Consider the following 24,309-nt stretch of genomic DNA (forward strand, 5'->3'; position numbering starts at 1 on the left):
TTAGTTATTAAGGGGCAGGTCATGACGCCGACTGCGCGTTTTGTTAATTCTCTCGTTATCGGTGTCATGTTCCTGGGGATACTGTCGGGGGTCGCGCATGCCGGGATAGTACTGGAAGGTACGCGCCTGGTTTATCCAGCAGATGCTCGTGAAGTTACATTGAAGTTGAGTAACACCGGCTCTGTGGCTTTATTGACGCAAAGTTGGATCGACGAAGGCGATGCGAGTAAATCTCCTGAGGAAATCAAGGTTCCTTTTCTTCTGGCACCAGCAGTCAGCCGGGTGGAGGCGGGAGGCTCGGCAATATTGCGTGTGTCTTATTCAAAAGAACCCTTGGCAAAAGATCGCGAGTCATTGTTCTGGCTGAATGTACTGGAAACGCCACCACGGCGAAAACAGGACGAGAACGTATTGCAGTTTGCATTCAGGACTCGGATCAAGATTTTCTTCCGTCCTGAAAACTTGATTGGCAATGCGGGCATGGCTGGCGAAAAGCTCAAGTGGGAGTTAGGTCGAAAAGGCGCTTCGCAAGTTTCGGTTATCAAAGTGTTCAACCCAACGCCTTATTACGTGTCCTTCGGGCGCATGGAAGTTGCTGTGTCAGACCGTCGATTCGATTTGAAGCCAGGCATGGTCGCGCCGTTCGGGTATGAATCTTTTCCCTGGCCAGCGAGCGCTCCGTCACAGCCGGCCAAGGCATCAATTGAATATGAGGTGATCGATGATTTCGGCGGCCGAGGCCAGCTGAAAAAGTCGCTTCTTTGACGGGGTCACTCATCACTTTTGCGAGCTTTTCAGTGGCTTGGTTTTCTTGAGGGGCAGGGGCCTCGTTATGTCGCGTATTCCGTGCCATCGGCATTTGCGTGCGGACTGTTCTGGGCTTTCATCCGGCCGCAGACGGGTTCCGGCGACGCAGTCACTGTGTCTGGCGGCGGTGCTGATGAGCAATTCCATGGTGCTGGTGGCTGACCAGGGCGGCATTGGGCCGGAGACGGCAGCGGATACAGGCTCCAGCCAGGATGTGTTGTTCGACAGCCAGATGCTATTTCAAGGTAAGGGCACTCCCATCGATACCTCGCGCTTTCAACAATTGGGTTATGTCGCGCCCGGCAAGTACTTGCTTGATGTGCTGGTGAGCAGCCAGTGGCGGGCGTTGCAGGAAATCCAGTTCCGCGCCAGCGATGACCCCCAGGGCAGCCAGCCGTGCTACGACCGTTCGTTGTTGCAGCAGTTGGGTATCGACTTGAAAAAGATCGATGAGAGCCTGGGCACCGGTTCCTTTCACCCTCTCATGGGTGATGGGCTGTTTTGCGGCGACCTGGGCAGCTACATCCCAGGCGCGACCACCCGCGTCAAAATTGCGGAACAGAAGATCGAGTTGTCGGTGCCGCAGCTTTTCCTGCAGCAGAACCTGTCGAAAACCTATGTCGATCCGGCGAGCTGGGATTACGGCGTGTCCGCAGCCACGCTCAACTACAACACCAGCCTGTTCAGTTCCCAGAGCAATGGGCGAAGCCAGACCGATGGCTATGCCGGGCTCAACCTGGGGTTCAACCTGGGTGACTGGCGTCTGCGTCACAGCGGCACCGCCACCTGGTCACCGGACCTGGGCGGCCATTATCAGCGCGGTTACATCTATGCCCAGACCGACCTGCCAGCCTGGCACTCGCAGTTGCTGGTGGGAGAGAGCGCGACCGAAGCCGATCTGTTCGACTCGGTATCGTTTCGCGGTGTCCGGCTGGCCAGCGATCCGCGCATGCTGCCCGAGAGCCAGCGCTACTACGCACCGCAGATCCGCGGCACGGCCAGCACCAATGCCAAGGTCTCGGTCTATCAGCGCGGCTACATGATCTATGAAACCTCCGTTGCACCGGGGCCATTCGAGATTTCCGATCTGCAAGCGGCAAGCTTTGGTGGCGATCTGGACGTGACGGTCACCGAGGCCAACGGCCAGACCAGCCGCTTTACCGTACCTTTTGCCACCACCGTGCAAACCCTGCGCCCCGGCACCTCACGCTACAGCCTTACGGCGGGCAAGGTGGCGAACCCCGGGCTCGGTGGAAGCGAGCAATATGTGGCCCAGGGCACGCTGCACTACGGTCTGGATAACCAATTGACCGGTTATGCCGGCACGGCACTCACCGGTAGCTACATGTCGGCGCTGATCGGCAGCGCACTGAATACCTCCCTCGGGGCTTTCGGGCTGGACCTGACCCAGGCCAGAACCGAGCTGCCCCGGGGCGGCAGCATGCAGGGCCAAAGCGTGCGCCTGTCCTACAGCAAGAACCTGCCCAACAGCGGGACCAACTTCTCATTGCTGGCCTACCGCTATTCCACCAGCGGTTACCTGGGCCTGCATGACGCCATCACCCTGCAGGACCACTTCAACCAGGGTGAGAGCGTCGACTCGCTCGCCCGGGTCCGTGATCGCCTGGATATCAACATCAACCAGCAACTGGGCGACGGCGCAGGGCAGCTCTATGCCACGGGCTCCAGCCTCCAGTACTGGAATCGCCAGGGCCAGACCCTGAACTTCGCCATGGGCTACAGCAACCAGTGGCGCGGTAACAGCTACTCCTTCATGGCTCAGCGCATGCGTGCTTCCAGCAGTGGTTCACGGGCAGGCGCGGGGGCGGACAACACGTTTTTCAGCTTCAGCCTGTCGATTCCCCTGGGGCGGGAAGGGCGCCGGGGTACCACGATCAACAGCTACGCCAGCCATGACAAGCGTTCTGGCGCGCACTACACCAGCGGTATTTCCGGCGTACTGGACAAGGATGGTGACGCCACCTATTCGTTGTCCGCCGCCCATGACCAGCGCCAGGGCGAAACCTCGACCAACGCCAGCCTCAACTATTTCCTGCCGGAGGTTTCCCTGAGTTCGAGCTTTTCCCAGGGCCGCGATTATCGCCAGCAGTCTCTGGGGGCTTCCGGGGGCATGGTGCTGCATTCGGGTGGCTTGACCTTCGCCCAGACCCTGGGTGAAACCACGGGCCTGGTGCATGCTCCCGATGCCAAGGGTGCCCGGGTCGGCTATGCCGACACGCGGGTGGATGGAAGCGGCTATGCCGTGGTCTCCAGCCTGAGCCCCTATCAATTGAACACTGTGGACATCGACCCCACTGGCGTTGCCGACGATGTAGAGCTGCTGCTCAGCTCACGCCATGTGGCGCCGGTGGCGGGGGCGGTGGTGATGCTTTCGTACCCGACCCGCAGGGCTCGTGCGGTGCTGATCGACAGCCAGCAGCCCGACGGCCAGCAGTTGCCGTTTGCTGCCGTGGCCGTCGATGCCCAGGACGGTACCGAGTTGGGGGCGGTGGGCCAGGGCAGCCGCCTGGTGCTGCGCACCGAGCAGGACCAGGGCACGATTCGCGTGGAATGGGGCCAGGAGCCGGATCAGCAGTGCCTGATCGACTACCAGTTGCCGCCACGCGATCCGGCCTCCGCCACGGGCTATGTGGTGCTTCAGCGCCCCTGCCGGGCGGTGCCGGCAGGTTCCGTAGAGGAGCGGCCTTGATGGGCTATCAAGGCGGATATGGCTGTCTTTGCTCCCAGCGTGGTTGCCGGTGGCTGCTGGGGCTGCTGGCTTTGTCCAGCGGCTGGGCCCAGGCCGACCTGTCGATTGTCGGCACACGCTTCATTTATCCCGCCGGCAAGCCGGCTATCAGCATCCGGGTCGGCAATAGCGGCCGTGCGCCGATCCTGTTGCAGGCCTGGCTGGACAAGGGCGACGCCGAGGCCGATCCCAGCGCCCTGGTGGTGCCGTTCGTGCTGTCGCCACCCATCTCCCGGCTCGAGCCAAGGCAGAACACAGCTCTGGTCCTGCGCTACAGCGGCGAGCCATTGCCCGGCGATCGGGAGTCGGTGTTCTGGATCAACTTTCTTGAAGTACCGCCCCGGGCGGCAGAGAGGGACAACCTGCTGCGGCTGGCATCGCGCATGCGCATGAAGCTGCTGTACCGCCCCCAGAGCTTGTCCGGCAAGGCTGACGAAGCGGTCCGCCAGTTGCGCTGGAGCCTTGTGGCGGCGGGGCAGGGCGGCGCGGCGCTGCGGGCCGGCAACCCGACCCCGTACTACGTGTCCTTCGCCGGGCTGGAGCTGGGCGGCGGCGCCCGTTCGATCACCTTGCAGGGGATCACCGTGGAGCCCTTTGGCTCGGCGCGGATCGCTCTGCCCGACATGCAGGGAATTACCCCGGATCAGGCGGTGGTTCATTACCAAGTGGCAACTGACAGCGGGGAGACGCTGAGTGGAAGTGCGCGGATACAAGATTGAAGTTGCCTTGGGCAAGCCATCGAACAGCTCGCTTGCGGGGCGCCTTGAACGGCGCTGGCAGCGATTGTTCGGGGGCTGCCTGGGCTTGCTGCTGATGCTGCCCACTGTGGCAACTGCCGCGGTATATGTGCCCAACGCCGGACAGGCGATGCGCGACATCGAGGCCACGCAACCGGCCTTGCCGGAGCAGCCGGCACCGGAGCTGGACCTGCCGGCGAAGCCGCCGAGTGCCCCTGCCCAGGCTACGGACACCTCTGGCATCCGCTTGCAGGTCAACGACTTCGTGATCGTCGGCAACCAGGTGTTCAGCAACGAGACGCTGCAAGCTCTGCTGGCGGACCTCAAGGGCCAGGAGCTGGACCTGAACCAGCTGCGCGCGGCCGCCGAGCGCCTGACGACCTATTACCAGGGCCAGGGCTACATGCTGGCCCGGGCCTTCCTGCCGGCCCAGGACATCGAGGACGGCGTGGTGCGTATCGAGGTCATGGAAGGTCGTTACGGTCGTATTCAAGTGAACAACCAGTCCCGGGCCCTGAACTCGGTGATCACAGCCCCACTGTCGTCACTGCACAGCGATACCGCGGTCCGCAGTGAAGATCTTGAACGCAGCCTGCTGCTGTTGAGCGACCTTCCCGGGGTCCGGGTCAAGGGTACCCTCAGTGCCGGCGAGCAGCGCGGCACCACCGACCTGCTGGTCAATGCGCAGCCCGGGCCCTGGGCCAGCGGCACCCTGGAAGCCGACAACTTCGGCGGCTACTACACCGGCGAATACCGCCTGGGGGGCAGCCTCAACCTCAACAACCCCTTGCGCCTGGGCGATCAGTTCAACCTGCGCCTGCTCGGCAGCGACGAGGACCAGCGCTACTACCGCGCCGCCTACAAGCTTCCCCTGGGCCCCTGGTCCACCAGTGTGGGCGTTGCCTATTCGCGGATGAACTATGAGCTGAGCCGGGACTTCGAGGTCCTGGAGGCCCACGGCCAGGCGAGCATCGGCAGTGTCTTCATCACTCAGCCGCTGATTCGCAGCCGCACCTTCGACCTCAGCGCCCAGTTGCAGTACGAGGACAAGCGCCTGCGGGACGACATCGACTTGTTCGAAGTCAGCAGCCAGAAGCATGTGGAACTGTGGAGCCTGAGCCTCAACGGCAACTCCCAGGACAGCCTTCTCGGCGGCGGGCAGAACTTCTTCTACCTCACCTACGGCAGTGGCCGGTTGAGCATCGACGACCCGATGGACCAGTGGCGCGACCATTTCACGGCCGGCACCAACGGTGGCTTTCAGAAGCTCAACCTCAATGCCGCGCGCCTGCAGTACCTGAGCCCGCGCTTTCAGCTCTATGGCCAGTTCAACGGCCAATGGTCCTCGACCAACCTGGACAGCTCGGAAAAATTCGGCATCGGCGGTCCCTTCGATGTGCGCGCCTATCCCCAGGGGACCAGCAGTGGCGACCAGGGCTGGCAGGCCAGCCTGGAACTGCGCTTTCTCCTGGCCCCGCGCTGGCAGCTCAAGGCGTTTGTCGACCACGGCGCGGTGCAGGTCAACAAGAGCCCCTGGATCCACGACGAGAACCGCCGCCAGTTGTCGGGCGCCGGTGTGGGTGCCAGTTGGAGCGGTCCATCGCAACAAATCAGCGTGACCAGTGCCTGGGCCCTGGACAACAACCAGGAAGGCAGCGGGCCCGAGCGCACGCCGCGGATCTGGGCCAGCGCGACACAGTATTTCTGAAGGCCTGCGTGTGCTTCGGAGTGGGTGCCGTCCTGCTTAGGTTGCAGGGCGTTAATAAGTAGATAAGGAGTCAACGTGAATAAGGTTTATGCATTGGTGTGGAATCAGGCCCAGGGCTGCTGGAGTGTGACCGACGAGGGTGCACGCCGTCGTCGCCGCTCCGGAACACGCAAGGGCCTGGTGGTGATGGTGGCCGGGCTACTGGGCATTGGTGTTCTGCCTGTGGCCTTCGCGTTGCCGACGGGAGGCACGGTGGTCTCCGGCACGGCGGACATCCTGACGTTCGACAATGGCAAGCAGATGTCGATCAACCAGCACTCCGACAAGCTGATCACCAACTGGAACGACTTCAGCGTGAACCGTGGCCAGACGGTGACCTTCAGCCAGCCGACCAAGACCTCGGTGGCCCTGAACCGGGTAATTGGCGTCAATGGCAGTAACATCCAGGGGCAGATCAATGCCAACGGCCTGGTGTTCCTGATCAACCCCAACGGGGTGGTATTCGGCAACAACGCCCAGGTCAACGTCGGCGGCCTGGTGGCTTCGACCCAGAACATCACGGATGCCAACTTCACCGCCGGCAACTACAGGTTTGCCGGGACCTCGCAGGCTGAAATCGTCAACAACGGCATGATTACCGCCACCGATGGCGGCAGCGTGGCGCTGATCGGCAAGACCGTGCGCAACGAAGGCGACATCAAGGCACAAAAGGGCCGCGTGGCCCTGGGTGGCGGCAACGAGTTCACCGTCAGCTTCGACAGCAACAACCTGCTGGACCTGAAAGTCGATGCCGCGGCGATCGATGCGCTGGTGAGCAACGGCGGGCTGCTCAAGGCCGACGGCGGGCAGGTATTGATGACCGCCAAGAGCGCAGGCTCGATGCTGCAGACCGTGGTCAACAACCAGGGCGCCATCGAAGCCAATACCCTGTCGCGCAAGGCCGGCAAGATTACCCTGGACGGTGGTGATGTAGGCGTGGTCAACGTCGGTGGTTCGATGAGCGCCAGCGCTCTAGCTTCGATCGGTGATGGGGGCGTAGTGGAAACCAAGGGCGCCAACACCAAGGTGCAACTGGCCGCCCGGGTCAACACCCTGGCCACCAACGGCAGGGCCGGTACCTGGAAGATCAGTTCCACTGATGTCAATGTCAGCCCAACCTCCACTCCCGGCAGCAACAATGTCTATGCCGATACCCTGTCGCATAACCTGTCGACCACCAACGTCGAGTTGAGCAGCAAGTCCGGCAACGTTTCGATCGACGGTGACATCAACTGGACCAGCGGCAATCAATTGAGCGTCGCGTCGGCCCAGGACATCAATCTCAACAAAAAACTGACGGCTACTGGTGCAGGCGCCCGTATCGAGCTCCAGGCCGATCGGGACATCAAGCTCGACGGCGCGATAGCACTGACCGGTACCAACAGCAGCCTCGGCCTGGACTACGGCAACAGCTATGCCCTGGGCAAGAACGGCCAGGTCACCCTGTCCGGCAGCGGCGCCTCGTTCGATGTCAATAGTGACTTGTACACAGTGATCCAGAACGATACGCAGTTGCAGGCGATCGGCACCAACCTCGGTGGCCTGTATGTACTAGGCAATGACATCAAGGGCACCGGCATCATCAAGACCATTGGTGGCAACAAACAGTTCAGCGGAATCTTCGAGGGCCTGGGCAACACCATCAGTGGTTTCACCGTCAATACCGATGGGCCTTACGGTGGTCTGTTCGGCCGATCATCCGGCAGTATCAGCAACCTCAAGCTGGCGTCGATGAAAATCAACGGCACCACCTCCAGCTCCGGCTTCGGAAAAATTGGTGGCTTGGTGGGCGAGAACACTGGCCTCATCGAAAACGTCAGTGGCATCAACCTGGCCGTGAACGCCAACAGCAATCAGACCAACACCGTCGGTGGCCTGGTCGGCGTCAACGCCGGCGGCTCCATCAACCGTGGATCGGTGACCGGTACGGTGACAGGTAACGGTAACACCTTGGCCATGGGCGGCCTGGTAGGCGAAAACAATGTCGGTCGCGCTGGTGTGGGGACCATTACCAATAGCTCCACCGACGTGCAGGTGTTGGGCACCGTACAGCTCAGTGAAGTGGGTGGCATGGGCGGCCTGGTGGGGGTCAACAAGGGCGGGGAAATCAAGGGTTCTTCGAGTGCCGGTACGATCGGAACTGGTTTCCGCCCACCCGTTAACCCACCCGTTCGCCCACCTTACATAGACCCGAACCTGGGTGGGCTGGTGGGCTACAACCAAGGCGGCCGGATTGAGAACACCAGTTCCTCGGTCAATGTCTGGGGTTATGCCGCCAGCCGCATCGGTGGCCTGGTGGGGACCAACAGAAATGGCACCATCATCGACTCCAGCGCCAGTGGTGCGGTTACGGGGGCAACGTCCCTGGCCGCAGGTGGCTTGGTGGGCTGGAACCAGAACAGCACGCTGACGAACGTCAAGGCCACTGGCACGGTCACTGACTCCACCGGCACCAACATTGGCGGGCTGGTGGGCAAGAACGAGGATAGCCGGATCGACACGGCGGAAACGAGCGGCAATGTGATCGGTGGTGCCAACAGCAATGTCGGCGGCCTCATCGGACACAACTTTGGCGGCAGCACTGAATATGTCGTGGCTCGTGGCGATGTCAGCGGCGGCAATATCAGTAATGTCGGCGGGTTGGTGGGTTACAACGACGGCGACCTGAGTTCGGCCGAGGCCAGCGGTAACGTCAGCGGCGGCGTCAACAGCAACGTCGGCGGTCTGGTGGGTACCAATGGCGATCTTGTCGATCACCGCATTAACAGCACCTCGGCCAAAGGCGACGTGGTGGGCGGTAATCAGAGTTCGGTTGGCGGCCTGGTCGGTCAGAACAATTCGTACATCACCAACTCCCTGGCCGATGGTCAGGTGAGCGGCGGCGTCTCTGCCCGCCTGGGCGGATTGGTCGGCTTGAACATGGGCGATCTGCGTAGCTCCGTGGCCACCGGCAAGATCAACTTCGTTCCGCGCAACAACCAGACCTACGGTGGCCTGGTCGGGGTCAACTACGGAGACATGCGTTACAACGAGGCGCTGGAGCTGGCGAGCCAGGTACCAGCGGTTGGCCTGAATGAGGGCGATATCCGCAACTGATGACCTGTACCTGCTGATCTGAGGAATGGCAGTTCCTCCGGTGTGCCTGGCGCACCGGAGTCTGGCTGCTGACGGGCACCTGCTTGTCTCGTTCCTTGATGATCTTTTAAGGGTGGCCGGAAGCAGCCGGCCACTGTTGGGCAATCCATCTCGTTTGTGCACAACGCTGCCCTTGTCAGGGGCGGCATCACCAAGGTGCAAGCAGGGAGAAAGACAGATGATTCGCCAATGGCTGAGGCTTGTAGCCGATTGCAGACCGCTGCCCCTGTGGGTTCATGGCGTCATGCTCGCAGGGGTGCTTTGCGGCTGGGGCGGCGCAGAGGCGCAAGCGGCCTGGTTGAACGGTTATGCCAGGGACTGCAACCTCAGCAGTAAGGCCGGTTCCCCCTGGAGGCTGGTCAACCCCTTGAACACCAATACCCCGGTGGGAACCGTGTTGTGGGAGCGTACGGTGACCTTGCATACCAGTTTCAACCTGGCGATCTCCGGGAAACCGCGGGAGCTGGTGACCGCCGGACATTGGAGCCCCGGTACGCCGCAGACCGATGACGCCGCGCCTACCGATGTCGCCGGCATTGGCCTGCGACTGGACGCAGCTCCGCAAGGACGGGAGAGAATACGGGTGACCCAGGTCACTTCTCCCATTGCCCTGGAAAAAAATGATGACCTGATCTACGAGAACGGTTTACCCGCTCAGACCATGGTCACCCAGATTGTTCAATCGCTGATCCTGACCGTACCGCCGGATCAGTTGCCCACGGGCACCCTCAAAGTGACCCAGGTAACAGGCTCGTCCTACCTGCAGCTGTATGCGTACGACCTGGAAAAAAACGAATCAACCCTGGGATCCCAATTGGGCAAGCTCAGCCCGCCGCTGACCTACAGCTGCCGCAAGAGCCTGGTCATGGGCGGCCTGGACTTCAACATGGACATCGAGCTGCCCAAGACCTGTGTGGTGGAAGCCTACAAGGAGATCGGCGTGCGCCTGGGGCGCTATTCCCTGGCGGACTTTCCCCAGGTCAATGCCACCTCGCCTGAGGTTCCCTTCAGCATCGGGTTGAGCCGCTGTTCGATGCAGGCCCGGCCTCGCATCAGCTTTATCGACAAGTCAGGGGGCTCTTCGGTCAAGGGCGTGCTGGGTCTGATCGACTCCACCACCCGCGGGTTCGGCATTGTCATGACCAATGGACTGACCTCGGAGCGCATCGAGTACGGCGGCCAGAGCTACGAGATGCAGCGCATCGGCGATGGCGCAAGCATTCCCCTGCGAGCCAGCTACATCCGCATCGGTAATGACCAGGAGGTTCACGCCGGAGGGGCTGCCAACGGGGCTGCAGAGTTCACTTTTACCTTCCCATGATCGCGACCTTTGATTGAGAGGGGCCGTCCGTGGGCGAGTTCTACCCAACACCGTCGTCCAGTTTGAAGGCCTAGCGAGCGCTTCAGCGGCAGTGCCGTGCTGCAAAGGTTTGTAGTACGTAGATAAATCGATATGGAGTTTTCATGAACAAGATCTATGCATTGGTATGGAACCAGGCCCAGGGTTGCTGGAACGTCACTCACGAAGGCGCTCGGCGTCGGCGTGCCGGTTCCGGCAAGGGCCTGGTGGTGGCAGTTGCCAGTCTGTTGGCATTGACTGGGTTGCCTTCGGCGTTTGCCTTGCCCACGGGAGGGGAGGTGGTGTCCGGCAGTGCCGATTTCCATACCCAGGGCCAGCACATGTCCATCAATCAGCAGACGGACAAGCTGGTCACTCAGTGGAAGGATTTCAACGTCCAGAACGGTCAGTCGGTGACCTTCAACCAGCCCTCCAGCACTTCGATCGCCCTGAACCGGGTCGTGGGTGTCAATGGCAGCCAGATTCACGGACAGATCAACGCCAATGGCCGGGTGTTCCTGATCAACCCCAACGGCGTGGTGTTCGGCCAGGACGCTCAGGTGAATGTCGGTGGCCTGGTGGCTTCGACCCGGGATATCAGCGATGCCGATTTCAAGGCCGGCAACTACAAGTTCGCCGGCAGCTCGGCAGCGCAGGTGGTCAACCAGGGCTCCATCACTGCCGCTGACGGCGGTGGTGTGGCGCTGCTCGGGGCCAAGGTGACCAACCAGGGCACCATCAAGGCGCAGAACGGGCGTGTGGCGCTGGCCGCAGGCGATGGCTTCACTGTCAGCTTCGATGACAACCAACTGCTGGACCTGCATGTCGACAGCGCAGCGCTCGACGCGCTGGTGCACAACACCGGCACCGGCCTGCTCAAGGCCGATGGCGGGCAGGTGCTGATGACCGCCAAGAGCGCAGGTTCCATGCTGCAGACAGTGGTCAACAACCAGGGCACCATCGAAGCCAACACCCTGTCGCAGAAAGCCGGGCGCATTACCCTGGATGGCGGCGATGTGGGCGTGGTCAGCGTCGATGGCTCGCTGCAAGCCAGCGCACTGGACGGCAAGGGTGATGGTGGGGTGATCGAGACCCGGGGCGCCAATACTCGGGTACAACTGACGACCAAGGTCGACACCCAGGCCAGAGATGGCCAGACGGGCACCTGGAAGATCACCAGCAACGAAGTCAAGGTGGGCTCCTTCTTCTCCGCCAACAGCAACACCGTCCATGCCGACACCGTGTCGCACAATCTGGCCACGACCAATATTGAACTGGCCAGTGGCAAGGGCGATATAGCAGTGGAGAACGGGCTGCGCTGGTCCAGCGGTAACCAGTTGACCCTCTCCTCGGCACAAGACATCCGCCTGGATGACCGCCTGTTTGCCAGTGGCGCCAATGCCCGGGTCGAACTCAACGCCCAGGGGGACATCAAGCTCAATCGTCAGCTGACGCTGAGCGGCAGCAACAGCAGTCTCGGGCTGAACCATGGCGGCAACTTTGCGCTGGGCCAGAATGGCGGCGTCACTCTGTCCGGCAACGGCGCCGGCTTCGATGCCAACGGCGAAGCCTACAGCGTCATTCAAAACGCCACGCAGTTGCAGGCGATCGACCAGGACCTGGCAGGCCGCTACGTGCTGGGCAACGCCATCAACAGCAGCGCCCGCCTGACCTCCATCGGTGGGCTGCAGGCCTTCAGTGGCATCTTCGATGGCCTGGGCAACACTCTCAGCGGTCTGACGGTCAACAGCAACGGTACCGACGGCGGGCTGTTCGCCAGTTCGTCCGGCAGTATCGGCAATCTCAAGCTGGCCTCGATGACCATTAACGGCGCCACGTCTGCCACCGGTAGCAGTGCCGTCGGTGGCCTGGTGGGGCGCAACAGCGGGAAAATTGCCAACGTCAGTGCCAGCAACCTGCAGGTGAATGCCAAGGGCCGGCAGGACAACCTGATCGGCGGCCTGGTGGGCAGCAACGCCGGCGGCTCCATCGACGCGTCGTCGGTGGGCGGTGTCGTGTTGGGCAATAGCTTTACCTCGGCGGCTGGTGGCCTGGTGGGCGAGAACCGTCAGGTGGAGGGCAGTGGTGGCACCGTGACCAACAGCAGCGCCGATGTCCGGCTCACCGCCAGCATCGCCGCCAATGCCGAGGGTGGTGTGGGCGGGTTGGTGGGTGTCAACCATCAAGGGCTGATTGCCGGTTCCTCCAGTTCGGGAACGGTTTCCAGTGGTGACAGCTACAGCTACAAGGGCACCAACCTGGGTGGCCTGGTGGGTTACAACCAGAGCGGTCGAATCGAGGGTTCCCAGTCTTCGACGGCGGTCTCGGGCAATGGTGCGAGCCATGCCGGTGGCCTGGTGGGTCGCAACGAGTCGGGCCACATCAGTGACTCTGTCGCCAGCGGCGGGCTGCAGGGCAAGAGCTTTGCCACGGCCGGTGGCCTGGTGGGCCTGAACCAGGACGGCACGTTGCACAACGTCACGGCCAATGGTTCGGTCAATGGCGGCAGCAGCCTGCACATCGGTGGTCTGGTGGGGAAGAACATTGACGGCCGCATCAGCCTTGCCGAGGCCTTCGGCCTGGTTCAGGGCGCGAGCAACAGCAACGTGGGCGGTCTGGTCGGTTACAACGCGGGCGGGCTGGTTGCCAATTCAACGGCCTGGGGCAACGTCGTGGGCAAGGACCAAAGCCATGTCGGCGGGCTCGTCGGCTACAACGCCGGGGACCTGAAGTCAGTCGAGGCCCGTGGTGATGTCAGTGGCGGTGCCAAGAGCGCGGTCGGCGGTCTGGTGGGTACGCATGGCGTTCTCAAGGGTGACAGCCTTATCGACACCGCTTCGGCCAAGGGCAATGTCTCCGGGGGCAGTTACAGCAAGGCCGGCGGCCTGGTGGGGCAGAACAACGCGCGAATCGTCAACACGCTCGCCAGTGGTGAGGTTTCGGGCAGCCGGGATGCACGGCTTGGCGGCTTGGCGGGGGTGGACTTGGGTGACATTCGTCAATCCGCAGCCTTCGGCAATATCCAGGTGATTGCGCCCAACTACGCAAGCATTGCCAACGACCGCGGATCGAATCAAGCGGCCCGCGTCAACCAGGACGAGCCTCGCAACTGGTGACCTGCACCGCTTGATCCAAAGGGGGGGTACCCCCTCGGTATTCCGTGCGCAAGCACGGCATACCGAGACCTGCCTGATCCAGGGCCGCTATTGGCTCTTTTCTCTCTTTTCTCTTCTTTCTGACGGCTGGCGGAAGTCAGCCGTTGCTGCATGGCACTTTTTTCTGAGTGACCCGTTGTGACGGACGCAATACAAGGCCCGAGGTTGCGTAGGTGCTTAGCCGTATTTCTGCGGGAGCCGCTGTGCTCCCGCAGATGTTGTGTCGCCTTGCGAAGGTTTGCAGGGTTTTGATAAATCGATAAGGAATCTTCATGAACAAAATTTACGCGTTGGTATGGAACCAGGCCCAAGGGTGCTGGAATGTGGCTCACGAAGGCGCTCGCCGCCGTCGTCGTTCGGGCTCCGGAAAGGGCTTGATTGTGGCGGCAGCCAGTGTCCTTGCCTTGGCGTGCATGCCATCGGCGTTCGCCTTGCCGACAGGGGGCGTGGTGGTGTCCGGGAGCGCGGATATTTCGACTCAGGGCAATCACATGTCCGTTAACCAGAACACCGATAAGCTGATCACCAACTGGAAGGATTTCAATGTCCAGACCGGTCAATCGGTGACCTTCAATCAGCCCACCAATACTTCGATTGCCCTGAACCGGGTGATCGGCGTCAATGGCAGCATGATCATGGGGACGATCAACGCCAACGGCCAGGTGTTCCTGGTCAACCCCAACGGGGTGGTGTTCGGCAATAACGCTCAAGTGAATGTTGGCGGCCTGGTGGTCTCGACACAGGGCATCGGCAACGAGCAGTTCAATGCCGGCAACTATCAGTTCTCCGGCACCTCCAAGGCAAGAGTCGTCAACCTCGGCAAGATCACCGCCGCTGATGGTGGCAGTGTTGCACTCTTGGCGGCAGATGTTCTCAACAACGGCACCATCACGGCGCAAAACGGCCGTGTGGCATTGGGTGCGGGTGAGGCGTTCACCGTCAGCTTTGACGGCAACAACCTGCTGGATCTGCAAATTGATTCCGCTGCGCTCAATGCTCTGGTAGCCAACGGAGGTCTGCTCAAGGCCGATGGCGGTCAAGTTCTGATGACCGCCAAGAGTGCCGGCGCGATGACGCAGACGGTGGTCAACAACACCGGCACCATCGAAGCCAATACCTTGTCGCAAAAAGCCGGTCGCATCACCTTGGACGGCGGTGATGTGGGCATGGTCAACGTCGACGGTGCATTGCTGGCCAATGCCCCGGACGAGGGTAACGGTGGTGTGATCGAAACCCGCGGCGGGATGACTTGGGTGCAAAAAAACGCTCGTGTCTCCACCCAGGCCAACAATGGTCAGACGGGAACCTGGAAGATCGAATCTGAGAACGTTGCGATTGGCGGCCCCATGGCCGACTACTTCGGGATCAATCATGGCGATACCCTGTCGCGGAGTCTGGCGACGACCAATATCGAGTTGGCCAGCAGTAAGGGTGATGTCGTGGTGGACGGAGCGATCAACTGGAGCAGCGGCAATCAGTTGACTCTCTCGGCGGCCAAGGACATTCAGCTCAATGGCAACCTGACAGCCAATGGGGCCAAGGCTCGGGCCGAACTCAATGCCAATGGGCGCATTGAGCTCAAGGGTAAAGTGCAACTCACCGGGAGCGACAGCAGCCTGGGCCTGAACCACGGTGCTGGCTTCACCTTGGGTCAAAACAGCCAGGTGACCCTGTCCGGCAACGGGGCCAGGTTCGACGCCAATGGGGCCAAGTACGAGGTCATTCAGAACGCTGCGCAGTTGCAGGCAATCGATAAGCGCCTGGATGGCCACTATGTCCTGGGCACTGGCCTCAAAGGCTCCGGTAGCCTCACCTCGATTGGTGGTGCCGACACGTTCACCGGTGTATTCAACGGCCTGGGCAACAGTATCAGCGGTTTCACCGTCAACAGTAATGGCGGTAATGGCGGTCTGTTCGCCAGTTCGTCCGGCAGCATCAGCAACCTCAAGCTCGCCTCGCTCACCATCAAGGGGGCAGCCAATGCCCAGGGTGCTAGTGCAGTCGGTGGTCTGGTTGGCAGCAACAGCGGGAGTATTAGCAACGTCCAGGCCAGCAATCTCCAGGTACTGGCCCTCGATAATCAGGAGAACCTGATCGGTGGGCTGGTGGGGGGCAACCATGGCGGTTCCGTCGATGGTTCATCGGTTAGCGGTTCGGTGGTTGGCAATACCTTCAGTTCGGCATCCGGTGGCCTGGTGGGCCTGAACACGGGCTCGGTGACTGAGAGCCATGCCAATGTCCGAGTCGGGGGCACCATGGGCGGCAGTGCAGTGGTTGGTATGGGCGGCTTGGTGGGTGTCAACCGGGGCGGCTCGATCAGCGACTCTTCAAGCTCGGGAGTGGTGGCGATGGATCAGAATAGTTACCACGCCCTTCGGAACCTGGGTGGCCTGGTGGGCTACAACCAGGATGGCAGCATCCTGCGCTCCAACTCTTCAAGCCACGTAGTTGGGTATTTCGGAAACCACGTAGGGGGGTTGGTGGGTTTCAACAACTCCAGCCAGATCACTGACTCGTCAGCCAGTGGAATGGTAAGTGGTTTAGGGATGAACACCGCCGGTGGTCTGGTGGGGCTCAACCAGAACAGTGTTCTGAGGAACGTCAAGGCCACGGGTCGGCTAAACACGCAATTCGTCTCGAACGTCGGCAGCCTGGTCGGTAAGAACGTGCTGGATAAGTGATGAGGAGCACCCGCTGATACCGGGGATGTAAATATTCCAGGAACGTCAGTCCAACACCCTGGCGTTCCTGGGACCCGCCACTTCAAGGCGGCTATCAGTCAACAGGCCCCACGCAGCGGGCAAGACCAAGCCGTCTCGATCAATCTCCTGACCCAACTACCCATCGAGTCAATCGGCGAAAGCTGAGAGATGAAGCGCGTTGGTGCAAGTGCTCAAGTGTATTTCTGTTGGGGTGTTGTACCCAGCAGACGCTGTGCCGCCTTACAAGTGTCTGTAGGGCGTTGTTCAAAATTACAGGAGTTTCAGATGAACAAGATTTATGCATTGGTATGGAACCAGGCCCAGGGCCGCTGGAATGTGGCTCACGAAGGCGCTCGCCGCCATCGTCGTTCGGGGGCTGGCAAAGGCTTGATTGTGGCCGCAGCCAGTGTTCTTGCCCTGGCGTGCCTGCCATCGGCATTTGCCTTGCCGACAGGGGGCGCGGTGGTGTCCGGGAGCGCGGATATTTCGACCCAGGGCGATCACATGTTGATTAGTCAGAACACCAACAAGCTGATTACCAACTGGAACGACTTCAGTGTTCAAACCGGTCAATCGGTGACCTTCAATCAGCCCACCAGTACTTCGATCGCCTTGAACCGGGTGATGGGTGCCAATGGCACTGATATCCAGGGGACGATCAAAGCCAATGGTCAAGTGTTCCTGATCAACCCCAACGGTGTGGTCTTCGGCCAGGGAGCGCAAGTGAATGTCGGCGGTCTGGTGGCCTCCACTCAAGGTATCAGCAATAAGCAGTTCAACGCCGGCAACTATCAGTTCTCCGGTACCTCCAACGCAGCAATCGTCAATCGCGGCCAGATCATCGCCGCTGACGGCGGCAACGTTGCGCTCTTGGCCGCGAACGTTGTCAACGACGGCACCATCCAGGCGCAGAACGGCCGTGTGGTATTGGGCGCGGGTAACGCGTTCAAAGTCAGCCTTGACCACGACAACCTACTGAGTCTGCAAGTGGATGGCGCCGCGATCGATGCGCTGGTAGACAATAACGGCCTGATCATGGCCGATGGTGGGCAGGTGCTGATGACTGCCAAGAGTTCTGGCTCGATGTTCGGGCTGGTGGTCAACAACAGCGGCACCATCGAAGCCAATACCCTGTCGCAAAAGACCGGTCGCATTACCCTGGACGGTGGTGCTGTGGGTGTGGTCAACGTCGGCGGCTTATTGAAGGCCGGGGCTCCAGGAGAGGGTAACGGTGGAGTGATCGAAACCCGTGGCGCGATGACCGTGTTGACAAGCTCCGCTTTGGTCGACACCCAGGCTAAAAACGGCCAGACGGGAACCTGGAAGATCGGAGCGGAGCGCTTGGAGATTGGCGGGCCCTTAGCTGAGTACGTTGGGGCGAATCATGGCGATATCCTGTCGAGAAACCTGGGTACGACCAATATCGAGTTGGCCACCAGCAAGGGGGATGTGGTGTTGAATTCACCAATCAGTTGGAACAGCGGTAATCGATTGACCCTCTCGTCGGCCAAGGACATTCAGCTCAATGCCAAGCTGGCAGCCAAGGGGGACATGGCTCGAATCGAACTCAATGCCAAGGACCGCATTGTTTTCAACAGTCACTCGGAAATTTCCGGCGTCTATAGCAGCCTTGATCTGAAGCACGGGAAGGGTATCGTCTTGAGTCCGAATGGCTCGTTCGATTGGTCCGGCTATGGTTTCTGGAAAAGCGTCAATGGTTTCTATGTTCCCAATTGATGGGCAACTGATGAAGAGTCTCCGCTAGTACCGAGGAGGTGCAGGTTTCAGGAGCGTCAGGCCAAATCCTGATTACCCTGAGACCTGTAGCTTCAAGCCGGCTATCAGTCAACAGGCCCGGCCCTGTGCCCAAGGTCAAGCCGTCAAGTAAAAACGCCGTTTTTTCTGCACAAGAAAGCAACTTTTTTTATCGATAGTTCATCCGATCATGCATGGAATTGGCCGCCAGCCACTGTCTGCTATATGAGCCAGCTGTGAGCCGTTGTCGCTGATCGACAGCTGCTCGAAAGCTACGATCATCAGCCAGATGGGGCGCTGTCGATGGCCAGGGACTCACGCCCGGCCATCCGCGATGATGGGCTCAGACGCCCAGGCTTTCCAGGTCCCGCGCCAGCATCACCAGTTGGTGGGCCAGGGAGCTTTCGAGTTTTTCGCTGGAAAGCTGGAAGCTCGGGGCGCCGCAGGTCAGGGCCATGATGCTGCCGTCGGCCAGGCGCAGTGGCACGCCGGCACCGTTGACGTTGCGGTCCCACTCGCCCAGTGACAGGCAGAAGCCGAACTCTTCGTATTCACGGAAGGAGTCTTCCAGGGATTTTTCCAGGGCAGGCCATTCATCACCGAGCTTTTTCGCCACTTCCCCCAACAGGTGGTCACGCTCGATTTTCGGCGTGGCGGCCAGGTAGGCGCGCCCGGCGGCGCTGGTGGCCAGGGGCAGGCGCAGCCCCGGCTCCATGCGCAGGCTGGCGACTTCCGGCGGGCGGCTGCTGTCGACGTGGATCATCGACAGGCGATCGCGGCAAGTCAGGCTGACGGTGGTGTTGGTGCGGCGCGAGAACTCGTCCATGAACGGCTTGCCCAGCTGGCGCACCCGCAGGCTGGCGGAGTAGGCGTAGCCCAGGGCCAGTACCGCTGAATCCAGCTGGTACTTCTCCAGGTCCTGGTTGTACTTGAGGTAGCCCAGCTGCGTCAGGGTGTAGGTCAGGCGCGACACCGTGGGCTTGGGCAGGCCGGTGATGCGCGCGATGTCCTGGTTGCCGCGTACCGCGTGACCGTGGGTAAAGGCCCGCAGGACTTCCAGGCCTCGGGCCAGGGCTTCGACGAACTTACGGTCTTTGGGCGCTTGTTCCGGGGAGTCGTTCGGGTCTTGCATGGGGTCTTCCGGTAGGGGCTGGTGCCGGGCGCAATGCCAGTTGACCACGCAGCGGATTCGTGGAAACAAAGGAAAAATGTTATCCCGGAACCGCCGCAATTGAAATCTGCGATTCCCTGACGAAACCCGATTCCGTTCCTGACGCCGTCACCGGCCAATCAAGGGCACGCCACAACCTCAGTGGCTGCCGCGCGCAGGCGGCCGCGCTTGAACACCCCTTCGGCGCTGGCCAGCAGGCGGTCCTGGGCATCCAGCAGGTCGCAGCTGGCCATGAATATCTTGGCCCCGCCGCCACGCAGGCGGGCCACGGCCCGGACCTCGGTGGCCGGTGGGATCGCCGCCATGTAGTTGATGTTCAGGGACAGGGTCAGGGCCAGCCGCCACTGGGCGGGGTCGGCATGCCAGGTGCCGCTCATGCCCATGGCGGTGTCGGCCAGGGAGGCGATGACACCACCGTGCAGATTGCCGGCCTGGTTGAGGTGATGAGGCTGGACGGTGACCGCGATGACGGTTTGCGCCTGCTGATATTCCCGCAGGTTCAACCCGAGATGGGCCGCGAATCCGCTGAACAGGCCTTGCAGCATCGAAACTTCGGGTACGGCACTCATGGGCGATGGCTCTTGGGTCAGTCCCGGTCGGGTGTCCTGGAGGGCAGGTGTTCCCCGTGGCCAGGTAGCAGTGATTGTTCTGATTGTGTTTCGCAGGGCAAATGGCTCGTTGAAATGCAGGATGTCAGCGAATATTCTACCGGTCAATATGGAATGTTATTTCGCACAGCGGAATATAAGTGGTTGAAAATCACGCCCTGCATGGGGCAGGATCAACCCGGGGCGGTGGCCAATCAACGTGCGGCCTGGCTGGCCAGCCGGCACCGGATGACGCTGTCCATGGCTGTTCCCTCGATCATTCCCGGGCTTGAAGGAGTCTTCCATGTCCACCGCTCGTACCCTGCGCCCCCATCACCGCGTCTGGCCCAAGCGCCTGCCCCTGGCCTTGTCGGTGCCGGCCACCTCGCTCTGGTTCAACCTGGAGGTGGCGGCCCGGCGTTACCCGGACAAGGTCGCCTACCGGTTTTTCGGCCACACGCTGAGCTTTGCCCAGTTGCAGGCCGAGGCCCTGGCGCTGGCCGGCTGGTTGCAGGGCGAAGGGGTCGAGCCCGGTGACCGGGTGGCGCTGTACCTGCAGAACTGCCCGCAATTCATCGTCGCCTGCTACGCCATCCTGCGGGCCAATGCGGTGCTGGTGCCGATCAACCCGATGAACAAGGTGCAAGAGCTGAGCTACCAGCTCGGCGATGCCCAGGCGCGGGTACTGATCTGCGCCGCGGACCTGGCGCCCATCGCCCAGGCGGCGAATGCCAGCCTCGAACCCGAGCAGCGACTGCACCGGGTCCTGGTGACCCGCTACAGCGATGCCATGCCGGCATCGGCGGACATGCACCCGGCGGAGGTCGCCAGCGCCGAGATCGATGCCTGGCTGCGCAGCGAGCCACCGCTGCCCGAGGGCTACCAGCGCTGGAACCAGGCCCTGGCCCAGGCACGTTGCCCCGGCCCGCACACTGCCCAGGCCGATGACCTGGCGCTGCTGCAATACACCTCGGGTACCACTGGCCATCCCAAGGGCTGCATGCACACCCATCGCAGCCTGATGAGCAACGCGGTCAGCGGCAGCTGGACCCAATCCACCGTGGAGTCGGTGGGCCTTGGGGTCGTGCCGTTCTTCCACATCACCGGCCTGGTGTGCTTTGTCTTGCGGGCGGTGTTCGATGCCACCAGTACGGTGATCATGCCGCGCTGGGATCGGGAGCTGGCCGGGCGGCTGATCTCGCGGTACCGGGTGACCCACTGGACCTGCATCCCGACCATGGTCATCGACCTGTTCGCCAGCCCCCATTACCAGGACTTCGAACTGTCGAGCCTGGTGCATATCAACGGTGGCGGGGCGGCGATGCCCGAGGCGGTGGCGCAGCGCCTGCGCCAGGAGTTCGGCCTGACTTTTCTCGAAGGCTACGGCCTCACCGAAACCGCCGCCGCCAGCCATGGCAACCCCCCTGAGCGGGCCAAGCTGCAATGCCTGGGCATGCCGTTCTTTGGCGTCGATTCACGGGTGGTGGACCCGCGCACCCTGGAGGAACTTGCACCCGGCGAGGTGGGGGAAATCATCACCTTTGGCCCGATGCTGTTCAAAGGCTACTGGCGCAACCCTGAAGCCACCGAGGCGGCGTTCGTCGAGTTCGAGGGCAAGCGTTTCCTGCGCACCGGCGATCTGGGGCGCATGGATGAGGAGGGCTATTTCTTTCTCACCGACCGCCTCAAGCGAATGATCAACAGCAGCGGCTTCAAGGTCTGGCCGGCGGAAGTGGAGGCGCTGCTGTTCAAGCACCCGGCGGTGCACGAAGCCTGTGTCATCGCCACCCGGGACGCCTACCGCGGGGAAAGCGTCAAGGCCCTGGTGGTGCTGCGCAGCGAGGCCCGGGGCCGCACCACCAGCGAAGAGATCATCGCCTGGGCGCGCGAGCACATGGCCGCCTACAAGGTGCCGCGGGTGCTGGAGTTCGTCGACAGCCTGCCCAAGTCCGGCTCCGGCAAGGTGATGTGGCGCGTGCTCCAGGATCGCGAGGCGACCCATAGCTGAAGAGTGATTTCCCAGGCGGGCCAACCCGCGACTGCGTCGGAGACGACAATGACTACAACAACAATAACGGTCCAGGATTCCCACGCCTCACCCGAGCATGCCCGGCAGCTCGACACGCTGTACGCCAGGATCCGCTGGCGCCTGCTGCCGCTGTTGATGCTGTGCTACATGGTGGCCTTTCTGGACCGGGTGAACATCGGCTACGCCCAGTTGCAGATGAAGCAGACCCTGCCGTTCGGCGATGCGGTGTATGGCCTGGGGGCGGGGATCTTCTTCATCGGCTACTTCATCTTCGAAGTGCCCAGCAACCTGATGCTCAAGCGCAGCGGCGTGCGCAAGACCCTGTTACGGATCATGTTCTGCTGGGGCCTGGTGGCCGCGGCGATGATGTTCGTCAGCACCCCGATGCAGTTCTACGTTCTGCGTTTTCTTTTGGGGGCCTTCGAGGCCGGGTTCTTCCCCGGGGTGATCCTGTATTTCACCTACTGGTTCCCGGCGCCGCGCCGGGGGCAGGTGATCGCCATCTTCATGACTGCCGCCGCAGTCGCCGGGCTGATCGCCGGGCCGGTCTCGGGCAGCATCCTCAAGTACCTGGATGGCACGGTCGGCCTGCACGGCTGGCAGTGGATGTTCATGATCCAGGGGCTGCCGGCCAGTGTCCTGGGGGTGGTGGCCTTTCTCTATCTACAGGACAGCCCGGCCCAGGCTCGCTGGCTCAGCCCCGGGGAAAAACGCCTGCTGGACGCCGACATGGCCCAGGATCTGGCGAACGCCCGGGACAAATCCCAAGACAGCCTGGCGCAGATGTTTCGCGACCCCAGGATCTACCTGCTGTCCACGGCCTATTTCATGTTCCTGGGCGCCACCTACATGCTGGTGTTCTGGATGCCCAGCCTGATCCAGGGCTGGGGCAGCAAGGACCTGTTGCAGGTCGGGCTGATCACCGCGATCCCCAATATCGTCGGGATCGTCGGCATGGTGCTGATCGGGCAGCACTCCGACAAGCACCGGGAGCGGCGCTGGCACTTCGTCGGCTGCATGGCCATCGCGGTGTTCGGCCTGGCGGTCACCACCTTGCTCAACGGCCACCTGCTGCTGTCGGTTACGGCCCTGGGTTTTGCCTACGTGGGGATCAAGGCCGGCACGCCGATCTTCTTCGCCCTGGTCAGCGAGTACCTGTCGGTGGCGGCCACCGCCGGGGGCATTGCCTTCATCAGCAGCCTGGGCAACCTCGGCCCGGCGGTCACACCCTGGCTCAACGGGGTGATCAACAGCCATACCGGCGGCCACGTGTCGAGCATGTACCTGGGGATTGTCATGTACCTGCTGGCGGGCGGGCTGGTACTGGTGACCGCGCGCATCGCCCGGGCGCCCAAGGTCGCTGCGGTCGTCGCCGAATCATGAACTACCCATTGGATTGCCCAGGAGCCCGAACATGAGCCTGCCGAAGATTCTCACCCAGCATTTGCGCCTGCCAGTGGTGGCCGCGCCGCTGTTCATCATTTCCACTCCCGAGCTGGTGATCGCCCAGTGCAAGGCCGGGATCGTCGGTTCCTTTCCGGCGTTGAACGCACGGCCGGCCGAGCGCCTGGGGGAGTGGATCGAGCAGATCACCCAGGCCCTGGCCGAGCACGACCGGCTGCACCCGCAGCGGCCCGCCGCGCCGTTTGCGGTGAACCAGATCGTCCACCGCTCCAATGACCGGCTGGAGCAGGACATGGCGGTCTGCGTGCAGCACAAGGTGCCGATCATCATCACCTCCCTGGGCGCGCGCCCCGAGATCAACCAGGCGGTGCACAGCTACGGCGGCATCGTGCTGCACGACGTGATCAACAACCGTTTTGCGCGCAAGGCCATCGACAAGGGCGCCGATGGCCTGATTGCCGTGGCGGCCGGCGCCGGAGGGCATGCGGGCACCCAGTCGCCGTTTGCCCTGGTGCAGGAAATCCGCCAATGGTTCGATGGCCCGCTGCTGCTTTCCGGGGCCATTGCCTCGGGGCGTTCGATCCTCGCGGCCCAGGCCCTGGGGGCGGACCTGGCCTACATCGGCTCGGCCTTTATCGCCACCCAGGAGGCCAACGCGGTGGCGGGCTACAAGCAGATGATCAGCCAGTCGACGGCCGAGGATATCGTCTACACCAACCTGATCACCGGGGTGCACGGCAATTACCTGAAGGCCTCGCTGGTGGCCGCAGGGCTGGACCCCGATGACCTGCCCAGCAGCGATCCCTCGCAGATGAACTTCGGCGCAGACAGGCACAAGCCCAAGGCCTGGAAGGAGATCTGGGGCTGCGGCCAGGGGATTGGCGTGGTTGACGGCGTACCGAGCGCCGGAGACTTGGTGGCGCGCCTGGGCAGGGAGTATCAGCAGGCCTGCCAGGGGCTGAGCACCCGGTTGCTGTAACGCACAAATGGGA

12 protein-coding genes and 2 pseudogenes are annotated in these 24,309 nt (G+C 62.0%); 12 read left to right on the forward strand and 2 right to left on the reverse strand.

Annotated elements, in window-relative coordinates:
• Positions 1–21: 21 nt before the first annotated feature.
• The 9 genes and pseudogenes from AC1RL5_RS09470 to AC1RL5_RS09510 form a co-directional block, all read left to right on the forward strand.
• Entirely contained in the window at positions 22–765 is a 744-nt protein-coding gene (locus AC1RL5_RS09470) for a fimbrial biogenesis chaperone (protein ID WP_072451033.1), read from the forward strand.
• 175 nt (positions 766–940) lie between these two features.
• Positions 941–3,517 carry a fimbria/pilus outer membrane usher protein gene (locus AC1RL5_RS09475; protein ID WP_158267415.1) on the forward strand — a complete coding sequence of 859 codons (2,577 nt, stop codon included), beginning with the start codon at positions 941–943 and terminating at the stop codon, positions 3,515–3,517.
• Complete coding sequence (locus AC1RL5_RS09480) at positions 3,517–4,275, forward strand: fimbria/pilus periplasmic chaperone (protein WP_492589263.1); 759 nt, start codon at positions 3,517–3,519, stop codon at positions 4,273–4,275. The genes AC1RL5_RS09475 and AC1RL5_RS09480 overlap by 1 nt, the downstream gene beginning before the upstream one ends.
• On the forward strand, positions 4,250–6,001 hold the full coding sequence (locus AC1RL5_RS09485; protein ID WP_492589264.1) for a ShlB/FhaC/HecB family hemolysin secretion/activation protein: 1,752 nt from the start codon (positions 4,250–4,252) through the stop codon (positions 5,999–6,001). Before AC1RL5_RS09480 ends, AC1RL5_RS09485 begins: the two co-directional genes overlap by 26 nt.
• Before the next feature lie 75 nt (positions 6,002–6,076).
• On the forward strand, positions 6,077–9,136 hold the full coding sequence (locus tag AC1RL5_RS09490; protein ID WP_072451029.1) for a two-partner secretion domain-containing protein: 3,060 nt from the start codon (positions 6,077–6,079) through the stop codon (positions 9,134–9,136).
• 217 nt (positions 9,137–9,353) lie between these two features.
• Positions 9,354–10,496 carry a fimbrial protein gene (locus AC1RL5_RS09495; RefSeq protein WP_239690660.1) on the forward strand — a complete coding sequence of 381 codons (1,143 nt, stop codon included), beginning with the start codon at positions 9,354–9,356 and terminating at the stop codon, positions 10,494–10,496.
• 143 nt (positions 10,497–10,639) lie between these two features.
• Positions 10,640–13,630: a two-partner secretion domain-containing protein gene (locus AC1RL5_RS09500; protein WP_492589265.1), complete on the forward strand. Its 2,991-nt coding sequence runs from the start codon at positions 10,640–10,642 to the stop codon at positions 13,628–13,630.
• A 311-nt stretch (positions 13,631–13,941) separates the two neighbouring features.
• Positions 13,942–16,338, forward strand: a pseudogene (locus tag AC1RL5_RS09505) (two-partner secretion domain-containing protein); the annotation flags it as partial.
• 318 nt (positions 16,339–16,656) lie between these two features.
• Positions 16,657–18,090: pseudogene (locus AC1RL5_RS09510) on the forward strand (two-partner secretion domain-containing protein); the annotation flags it as partial.
• A 379-nt stretch (positions 18,091–18,469) separates the two neighbouring features.
• Here AC1RL5_RS09510 and AC1RL5_RS09515 read toward each other — a convergent pair.
• Positions 18,470–19,258 (reverse strand): IclR family transcriptional regulator, encoded by a 789-nt coding sequence (locus AC1RL5_RS09515; protein ID WP_015634531.1) that lies wholly within the window; start codon positions 19,256–19,258, stop codon positions 18,470–18,472.
• Between the two features lie 158 nt (positions 19,259–19,416).
• Positions 19,417–19,866, reverse strand: coding sequence for a PaaI family thioesterase (locus AC1RL5_RS09520; protein WP_015634532.1), 450 nt, complete (start codon positions 19,864–19,866; stop codon positions 19,417–19,419).
• Between the two features lie 322 nt (positions 19,867–20,188).
• On the opposite strand from AC1RL5_RS09520, the gene AC1RL5_RS09525 reads away from it, so the two are divergent.
• From AC1RL5_RS09525 to AC1RL5_RS09535, 3 genes are read left to right on the forward strand one after another with little or no spacing between them, the layout of a single operon-like run.
• On the forward strand, positions 20,189–21,892 hold the full coding sequence (locus tag AC1RL5_RS09525; protein WP_492589266.1) for a long-chain fatty acid--CoA ligase: 1,704 nt from the start codon (positions 20,189–20,191) through the stop codon (positions 21,890–21,892).
• A 48-nt stretch (positions 21,893–21,940) separates the two neighbouring features.
• On the forward strand, positions 21,941–23,296 hold the full coding sequence (locus tag AC1RL5_RS09530; protein WP_083533702.1) for an MFS transporter: 1,356 nt from the start codon (positions 21,941–21,943) through the stop codon (positions 23,294–23,296).
• Between the two features lie 31 nt (positions 23,297–23,327).
• Entirely contained in the window at positions 23,328–24,296 is a 969-nt protein-coding gene (locus tag AC1RL5_RS09535) for an NAD(P)H-dependent flavin oxidoreductase (protein ID WP_093404159.1), read from the forward strand.
• The last annotated feature ends 13 nt before the right edge of the window (positions 24,297–24,309 follow it).

Source organism: Pseudomonas sp. GW822-FHT06D10, from assembly GCF_058799535.1.

Bases quoted from the DNA above. Each gene is read 5' to 3' on its own strand.
- AC1RL5_RS09470 (WP_072451033.1), top strand. From the start codon at position 22: ATGACGCCGACTGCGCGTTTTGTTAATTCTCTCGTTATCGGTGTCATG.
- AC1RL5_RS09475 (WP_158267415.1), top strand. From the start codon at position 941: ATGAGCAATTCCATGGTGCTGGTGGCTGACCAGGGCGGCATTGGGCCG.
- AC1RL5_RS09480 (WP_492589263.1), top strand. From the start codon at position 3,517: ATGGGCTATCAAGGCGGATATGGCTGTCTTTGCTCCCAGCGTGGTTGC.
- AC1RL5_RS09495 (WP_239690660.1), top strand. From the start codon at position 9,354: ATGATTCGCCAATGGCTGAGGCTTGTAGCCGATTGCAGACCGCTGCCC.
- AC1RL5_RS09500 (WP_492589265.1), top strand. From the start codon at position 10,640: ATGAACAAGATCTATGCATTGGTATGGAACCAGGCCCAGGGTTGCTGG.
- AC1RL5_RS09515 (WP_015634531.1), bottom strand. From the start codon at position 19,258: ATGCAAGACCCGAACGACTCCCCGGAACAAGCGCCCAAAGACCGTAAG.
- AC1RL5_RS09520 (WP_015634532.1), bottom strand. From the start codon at position 19,866: ATGAGTGCCGTACCCGAAGTTTCGATGCTGCAAGGCCTGTTCAGCGGA.
- AC1RL5_RS09525 (WP_492589266.1), top strand. From the start codon at position 20,189: ATGTCCACCGCTCGTACCCTGCGCCCCCATCACCGCGTCTGGCCCAAG.
- AC1RL5_RS09530 (WP_083533702.1), top strand. From the start codon at position 21,941: ATGACTACAACAACAATAACGGTCCAGGATTCCCACGCCTCACCCGAG.
- AC1RL5_RS09535 (WP_093404159.1), top strand. From the start codon at position 23,328: ATGAGCCTGCCGAAGATTCTCACCCAGCATTTGCGCCTGCCAGTGGTG.